Source organism: Inquilinus sp., assembly GCF_039594555.1.
GTDB lineage: Bacteria > Pseudomonadota > Alphaproteobacteria > DSM-16000 > Inquilinaceae > Inquilinus.
In genome coordinates, this window is the sequence record NZ_JBCNNF010000510.1 from 1 (window position 1) to 4,317 (window position 4,317).

Below are 4,317 nucleotides of genomic sequence, written 5' to 3' on the forward strand. Positions count from 1 at the left end.
CGCCGTCGCGCGCTGGCAAGACGAAGAAGGCTGCGGCCGCGAAACGCGAGGCGCAGCCGCAGATCGTCGAGGTGCGCCATGCTGCGAACGACGTCGAAGAATCGATCGAGATCGTTGCAGCCGTCGAGAGCATCGCACCCGGCGTTTTCGCAGAAGCGGTGCTCGCAGCCTGACGGTCGATCACGTCGCTTTTTGTGCGTTGAGGGCCGCTGTGTGCGGTTCCTCACACTTTGTTTCAAATTGTTGCATCTTGCTGAAAGGCCCGCCCAGCAAGGATCTGAAGGCTGCGGCGGGAGCGGGGACCGATCGCAGCCCCTGCTTCATGGTGAAGATTTCAAACCGAAGACCGTTAAAGGACTCAACAGTCGAGGAACACACACCATGAAGATCGATTCCAGCAATAGCACGTCCGCGATTCTCCGGCCCGCAACGGTCCGCGCCACCAACGACGCCGAATCCCAGGCGACAGCCGGCGCGGTGGAAAAAGTCAGCGCCGGCAACGCGAGCAGTTCGACGGTGAGCCTGTCGATGCTGCACGCGTCGGATAGCGCCGACATCGATACCGCGAAAGTCGAATCGATCAAGGCAGCGCTTCGTGACGGCAGCTACAGCATCGACTCGGGCAAGATCGCCGACGGCATGCTCAGCAACGCGCGCGACCTGCTGCAAACGCGAGTCGCTTGATCCGCGGTTGAAGGCGGCGACATGTGCCACCGCCGCGTCCCGCTTCAGAACCGGTGACGAAGCCCCAACGTCACAGACGTGCTGTCGTCATGGCCCGCATACGGGTCGTTGAACGCGCTGCTCACATCGTGCCCGACATCGTGGCGACGCAGGCCGAGCTGGCCGCCCGCGGCGTCGAGATCGGCGAGGTCTATCATTTCGACGAGACCGGCCAGCGCCGCAGCGGGCCGGAGCCGACCCGGCGCAGCTACGCCTCCTGGGCCTCGTTCAAGGACCCGGACGGCAATGCCTGGCAGATCCAGGAGGTGACGCAGCGCCTGCCCGGCCGGGTCGAGGCCGGCGACACCGTTTTCGCCTCGTCCCGCGAGCTCGCGGCCGCGCTGCGGCGGGCGGCCGCCGCCCATGGCGAGCACGAGAAGCGCAATGGCGGCCAGCATGACGCGAACTGGCCGGACTGGTACGCCGAATACATCGTCCGCGAGCAGGCCGGCCAGGAGCTGCCGCTGTAGGCGACGGCCTCGGCGCGGCGGCCCTATCGCAGCCCCGGTAGCGCCGCCGCGATCGGCGCCAGCATCGCCCGGCCGAGGCGGGCGCTGCGCTGCGGCGACCAGCCGAAGCGCGGGTCCGGGGCGCCGATCTGGTCCTTGAACGGCATTTCCAGCAGCACCGTCAGGCAGCCGAAGCGCTCGGCGATCCAGTTCCAGGCCATGCGCAGATCCGCCTCGGCCGGCGGCCCGCCCGGATAGGGGTGGCGGCCGTCGTAATCCGGGCTCGCCGCTTCCAGCCCGCGCATGAAGGCGACGAAGCGCCGGCGCAGCGCCGGGCTGCGCGACGGGATCTCCAGCGGCCCGCCGAGGAAATTGTAGGGCAGCTCCTCGTCGCCATGGACATCGAGGCAGAAATCGACGCCGTCGGCCTCCATCGCGCCGCGGATCGCCGCCACCTCGGGTGCATCGGTCGCCGCCGGGTCGGCCCAGGCGCGATTCAGGTTCATGCCCAGCGCGTTGGTGCGGGTATGGCCACGGGCGCAGCCATCCGGATTGACGGTCGGCAGGATGTGGATCACCGCTCCCTCGCGCAGCCCGGCGGCAAGCGGGTCGGCCGGGTCGAGCAGCCGGTCCACCAGCCCCTCCAGGAACCAGCCGCCCATGGTCTCGGACGGGTGCTGCCGCGCCATGATCCAGAGATTCGGCCTGCCCGGCCCGGGCCGGCCGAGGGTCAGCCGGTCGATCGCGTGCCCGTCCGGCGTCCGGCCCAGCACGTCATGCGCCACCTGGGGCGAGCGCCGGGCCCGGTCGACCAGGGCCCGATGCCGCGCCAGCGGATAGGGCGCGAAATAGGCGTAGTCGACCGCGTCATGCGCCGGCCGGTCGATGATCGAGAACACCCCGTCCCGCACCTCCGCCCCGACCCGCGGCCATTCCGCCCCGTCATGCGACGCGACCGGGCGGTAGCCGGTCCAGCAATCCGGGATCTCATCGCGCCCGGCCAGCCGCGACAGCCGGGCGGAGTTCTCGAACACCATGCGGCAGTCCCGGCCCTTGGCGCCGTGCAGCCGGAAATGGAACCACTGCATGTCCGGCGCCCGGCCGTCGGGCCTGAGCGCCAGCCGGATGGCGCCGGGATCGGCGCAGTCCAGCACCTCGACGCTGGCGCCCTCGAAATCGGTGGTGATGTGCAGCTCGGGCATCGCGTCCTCAGGAAGGGGCTGCCCCGACCCTGGCCGCGCCAGCCGGGCGTGGCAATGCCGAAAACGGATCCAGAATTAGCAAGGCGGATCTGCATAATAATGAGAGGAACAAAAATTCAGTGGATTTTCTCGGAATCCACGCCATCCTGGCGGCCGCTGTCCCGACGGAGTCCGAAGGCCCGATGCGCACCCCTCTCCTCGCCCTGGCCGTGACGGCCGCGCTCGCCGCCCCCTGGGCGGCCCCATGGACGGCAGCGGCCAAGACGCCCGCCAACACCGTCGTCATCACCCAGCCGATCGACGACATCGTCTCGCTCGACCCGGCCGAGGAGTTTGAGCTGACCTCCGAGCAGGAGAACGCCAACACCTATGACCGGCTGCTGGCCTACGACCTGCAGGACGTGTCGAAGATCAAGGGCGTGCTGGCGGAGAGCTGGTCGGTCGGCGCCGACGGCAGGACCTTCACCTTCAAGATCCGTCCCGGCCTGAAATTCGCCTCCGGCAACCCGATCACGGCGGAGGATGCGGCCTGGTCGCTGCGGCGCGTGGTGATCCTGAACAAGACGCCGGCCTTCATCATCACCCAGCTCGGCTTCACCGCCGACACTGTCCGCGACCGGATCCGCGCCACCGACCCCTCGACGCTGGTGATCGAGACCGGCGAGGCCTATTCGCCCAGCTTCGTCTACTACCTGCTGACCGCCACCGTCGCCTCGGTGGTCGATTCGAAGCTGGCGCAGGAGCACGAGAAGGACGGCGATTTCGGCAATGGCTGGGTGCGGCTGAACTCCGCCGGGTCCGGCCCCTATGTGCTGAAGAGCTGGAAGCCGCGCGAGAGCCTGCTGCTGGAGGCCAACCCGAACTACTGGGGCGAGGCGCCGAAGACGCCGCGGGTCTTCATCCGCCATGTCCAGGAGGCGGCGACCGCCCGGCTGCTGCTGGAGAGCGGCGACGCCGACTACGCCCGCAGCCTGGGCAAGGACCAGGTCGAGGCGCTGGCGAAGAACCCGGACATCCGCATCCAGACGGCGCCCAAGGGCAACCTGCTGTATCTCGGCTTCAACCAGGCCCATCCGGCGCTGAAGCACCCGGAGGTGCGCGAGGCGCTGCGGTACCTGATCGACTATGAGGGCATCCGCGCCGCGCTGCTGGGCCAGGGCTACACCACGCACCAGACCTTCCTGCCCAACGGCTTCCTCGGCGCCGTCGACGACACGCCCTTCGCCTTCGACCTGGACAAGGCCAAGGCCCTGCTGAAGCAGGCCGGGCTGGCCGACGGGTTCGAAGTGTCGATCGACGTGCCCAGCCAGCCGCCCTATCCCGACATCGCCCAGGCGATCCAGGCCAGCTGGGCCCGGGCGGGGATCAAGCTGACCCTGAACCAGCAGGACCTGAAGCAGCTCTACAGCCGCTACCGCGCCCGACAGCAGGACATCTTCCTGTACTTCTGGGGCCCGGACTACCAGGACCCGCACACCAACGCCCAGGCCTTCGCCGAGAACCCGGACAACGGCCCGGACACCCGCACCAAGACCGTCGCCTGGCGCAACAACTGGGACATCCCGGAGCTGAGTGCCCGGGTCGAGGCGGCGGTGCGCGAGACCGACACCGCCAAGCGCGCCGCGCTGTACCAGGCGCTGCAGCGCGACATCCTGCACAGCTCGTCCTACGCCTTCCTGTACCAGACGACCGAGGTGGTGGCGCACCGCGCCGATGTCGACGGGCTGGTGCTGGGCCCCAGCATCGACACCGATTTCTGGGCCGGCATCGTCAAGAAGTAGCGCCGTGGCGGGGGAGCCCCTCCCCCGCCTATTTCATCCCGGCGGTGATGAAGTCGCCTTTATTGTCGTAAAGGGCAAGGAAACGGGCATAAATCACATCAGCCACTTTGGTGGAGAGCTGCTGGCTCATAATAGCGGCAATGAGGCGCAACGGGAAGTTCC

At 68.3% G+C, this 4,317-nt stretch carries 4 protein-coding genes; 3 read left to right on the top strand and 1 reads right to left on the bottom strand.

Annotated features, from left to right (window positions below; all coding sequences use genetic code 11):
- Window positions 1-381 precede the first annotated feature (381 nt).
- Together flgM and ABDW35_RS32910 are read left to right on the top strand one after the other, a co-directional pair.
- Window positions 382-684, top strand: coding sequence for a flagellar biosynthesis anti-sigma factor FlgM (gene flgM / locus ABDW35_RS32905; RefSeq protein WP_201646882.1), 303 nt, complete (start codon window positions 382-384; stop codon window positions 682-684).
- Between the two features lie 128 nt (window positions 685-812).
- On the top strand, window positions 813-1,193 hold the full coding sequence (locus tag ABDW35_RS32910) for a hypothetical protein (protein WP_343718070.1): 381 nt from the start codon (window positions 813-815) through the stop codon (window positions 1,191-1,193).
- Between the two features lie 23 nt (window positions 1,194-1,216).
- Here ABDW35_RS32910 and ABDW35_RS32915 read toward each other — a convergent pair whose 3' ends face one another.
- Entirely contained in the window at window positions 1,217-2,374 is a 1,158-nt protein-coding gene (locus tag ABDW35_RS32915) for a M14-type cytosolic carboxypeptidase (RefSeq protein ID WP_343718071.1), read from the bottom strand.
- A 182-nt stretch (window positions 2,375-2,556) separates the two neighbouring features.
- Here ABDW35_RS32915 and ABDW35_RS32920 point away from each other — a divergent pair, with 182 nt between their 5' ends.
- A complete protein-coding gene (locus tag ABDW35_RS32920) occupies window positions 2,557-4,155 on the top strand; it encodes an ABC transporter substrate-binding protein (protein ID WP_343718072.1) in 1,599 nt (532 codons plus the stop codon).
- The last annotated feature ends 162 nt before the right edge of the window (window positions 4,156-4,317 follow it).

Coding starts and splice junctions, on each gene's coding strand:
- flgM (WP_201646882.1), top strand. CDS start 382: ATGAAGATCGATTCCAGCAATAGCACGTCCGCGATTCTCCGGCCCGCA.
- ABDW35_RS32915 (WP_343718071.1), bottom strand. CDS start 2,374: ATGCCCGAGCTGCACATCACCACCGATTTCGAGGGCGCCAGCGTCGAG.
- ABDW35_RS32920 (WP_343718072.1), top strand. CDS start 2,557: ATGCGCACCCCTCTCCTCGCCCTGGCCGTGACGGCCGCGCTCGCCGCC.